The organism is Streptomyces cahuitamycinicus, from assembly GCF_002891435.1.
GTDB lineage: Bacteria > Actinomycetota > Actinomycetes > Streptomycetales > Streptomycetaceae > Streptomyces > Streptomyces cahuitamycinicus.
This window is the reverse complement of record NZ_POUC01000630.1, coordinates 1-3,350: the sequence shown is the minus strand read 5'-3', so window position 1 is coordinate 3,350 and position 3,350 is coordinate 1. Positions and strand designations below refer to the sequence as shown.

The 3,350-nt window shown below is 57.5% G+C and carries 2 rRNA genes; both read right to left on the bottom strand.

Going from position 1 to position 3,350, the window contains the following annotated elements:
- Positions 1-1,275 (bottom strand): 23S ribosomal RNA (locus C1J00_RS40670); the annotation flags it as partial.
- A gap of 310 nt (positions 1,276-1,585) precedes the next feature.
- Positions 1,586-3,111 (bottom strand): 16S ribosomal RNA (locus C1J00_RS40665).
- Positions 3,112-3,350: the final 239 nt, after the last annotated feature.

Sequence of the window (3,350 nt, the reverse complement as noted above, 5' to 3'; positions counted from 1 at the left end):
GTGTGAATGACACGACTTCGGCGGTACGCTTGAGCCCCGCTACATTGTCGGCGCGGAATCACTAGACCAGTGAGCTATTACGCACTCTTTCAAGGGTGGCTGCTTCTAAGCCAACCTCCTGGTTGTCTCTGCGACTCCACATCCTTTCCCACTTAGCGTACGCTTAGGGGCCTTAGTCGATGCTCTGGGCTGTTTCCCTCTCGACCATGGAGCTTATCCCCCACAGTCTCACTGCCGCGCTCTCACTTACCGGCATTCGGAGTTTGGCTAAGGTCAGTAACCCGGTAGGGCCCATCGCCTATCCAGTGCTCTACCTCCGGCAAGAAACACACGACGCTGCACCTAAATGCATTTCGGGGAGAACCAGCTATCACGGAGTTTGATTGGCCTTTCACCCCTAACCACAGGTCATCCCCCAGGTTTTCAACCCTGGTGGGTTCGGTCCTCCACGAAGTCTTACCTCCGCTTCAACCTGCCCATGGCTAGATCACTCCGCTTCGGGTCTTGAGCGCGCTACTATATCGCCCTATTCGGACTCGCTTTCGCTACGGCTTCCCCACACGGGTTAACCTCGCAACACACCGCAAACTCGCAGGCTCATTCTTCAAAAGGCACGCAGTCACGAGATGGAAGCAAGCTTCCATCCGACGCTCCCACGGCTTGTAGGCACACGGTTTCAGGTACTATTTCACTCCCCTCCCGGGGTACTTTTCACCATTCCCTCACGGTACTATCCGCTATCGGTCACCAGGGAATATTTAGGCTTAGCGGGTGGTCCCGCCAGATTCACACGGGATTTCTCGGGCCCCGTGCTACTTGGGTGTCTCTCAAACGAGCCGTTGATGTTTCGACTACGGGGGTCTTACCCTCTACGCCGGACCTTTCGCATGTCCTTCGCCTACATCAACGGTTTCTGACTCGTCTCACGGCCGGCAGACCGTAAAAGAGAGATCCCACAACCCCGCATACGCAACCCCTGCCGGGTCTCACACGTATACGGTTTAGCCTCATCCGGTTTCGCTCGCCACTACTCCCGGAATCACGGTTGTTTTCTCTTCCTGCGGGTACTGAGATGTTTCACTTCCCCGCGTTCCCTCCACTTGCCCTATGTGTTCAGGCAAGGGTGACAGCCCATGACGACTGCCGGGTTTCCCCATTCGGAAACCCCCGGATCAAAGCCTGGTTGACGGCTCCCCGGGGACTATCGTGGCCTCCCACGTCCTTCATCGGTTCCTGGTACCAAGGCATCCACCGTGCGCCCTTAAAAACTTGGCCACAGATGCTCGCGTCCACTGTGCAGTTCTCAAACAACGACCAGCCACCCATCACCCCACCCTTACAGGCGAGTTCACTGGGGCCGGCACCCGAGGAAAAGTTCATTCCCTCAGACACCCAACAGCGTGCCCGGCCAAGCCCCGTCCGAAGATCATGCGTTCCACACTCTTGCGAGCAGTACTAGCAGCCTCCGACCCGAAACCCTGGCCGAATAGTCAACGTTCCACCCATGAGCAACCAGCATCAGACATTCGCCGATGTACTGGCCTCTGACCTCGTCCCGAAGGACTCGGTAAGAAGTGCTCCTTAGAAAGGAGGTGATCCAGCCGCACCTTCCGGTACGGCTACCTTGTTACGACTTCGTCCCAATCGCCAGTCCCACCTTCGACAGCTCCCTCCCACAAGGGGTTGGGCCACCGGCTTCGGGTGTTACCGACTTTCGTGACGTGACGGGCGGTGTGTACAAGGCCCGGGAACGTATTCACCGCAGCAATGCTGATCTGCGATTACTAGCAACTCCGACTTCATGGGGTCGAGTTGCAGACCCCAATCCGAACTGAGACCGGCTTTTTGAGATTCGCTCCACCTCACGGTATCGCAGCTCATTGTACCGGCCATTGTAGCACGTGTGCAGCCCAAGACATAAGGGGCATGATGACTTGACGTCGTCCCCACCTTCCTCCGAGTTGACCCCGGCGGTCTCCTGTGAGTCCCCATCACCCCGAAGGGCATGCTGGCAACACAGAACAAGGGTTGCGCTCGTTGCGGGACTTAACCCAACATCTCACGACACGAGCTGACGACAGCCATGCACCACCTGTACACCGACCACAAGGGGGGCACTATCTCTAATGCTTTCCGGTGTATGTCAAGCCTTGGTAAGGTTCTTCGCGTTGCGTCGAATTAAGCCACATGCTCCGCTGCTTGTGCGGGCCCCCGTCAATTCCTTTGAGTTTTAGCCTTGCGGCCGTACTCCCCAGGCGGGGAACTTAATGCGTTAGCTGCGGCACCGACGACGTGGAATGTCGCCAACACCTAGTTCCCACCGTTTACGGCGTGGACTACCAGGGTATCTAATCCTGTTCGCTCCCCACGCTTTCGCTCCTCAGCGTCAGTATCGGCCCAGAGATCCGCCTTCGCCACCGGTGTTCCTCCTGATATCTGCGCATTTCACCGCTACACCAGGAATTCCGATCTCCCCTACCGAACTCTAGCCTGCCCGTATCGACTGCAGACCCGGGGTTAAGCCCCGGGCTTTCACAACCGACGTGACAAGCCGCCTACGAGCTCTTTACGCCCAATAATTCCGGACAACGCTCGCGCCCTACGTATTACCGCGGCTGCTGGCACGTAGTTAGCCGGCGCTTCTTCTGCAGGTACCGTCACTTTCGCTTCTTCCCTGCTGAAAGAGGTTTACAACCCGAAGGCCGTCATCCCTCACGCGGCGTCGCTGCATCAGGCTTTCGCCCATTGTGCAATATTCCCCACTGCTGCCTCCCGTAGGAGTCTGGGCCGTGTCTCAGTCCCAGTGTGGCCGGTCGCCCTCTCAGGCCGGCTACCCGTCGTCGCCTTGGTGAGCCATTACCTCACCAACAAGCTGATAGGCCGCGGGCTCATCCTTCACCGCCGGAGCTTTTAACCTCCACTCAGGAGAGTGGAAGTGTTATCCGGTATTAGACCCCGTTTCCAGGGCTTGTCCCAGAGTGAAGGGCAGATTGCCCACGTGTTACTCACCCGTTCGCCACTAATCCCCACCGAAGTGGTTCATCGTTCGACTTGCATGTGTTAAGCACGCCGCCAGCGTTCGTCCTGAGCCAGGATCAAACTCTCCGTGAATGTTTTCCCGTAATCGGGATGAACACGCACGAGAGCGGAACAGTCAGGCGGAATAGGCCCGACCGTTCTCAGCGTCCTCGCTGTGTTTTTCTTCAAAGGAACCTCGCCCCAGCCATGATGGCCGGAGACGGGGTATCAACATATCTGGCGTTGACTTTTGGCACGCTGTTGAGTTCTCAAGGAACGGTCGCTTCCTTTGTACTCACCCTCTCGGGCTTTCCTCCGGGCGCTTCCCTTCG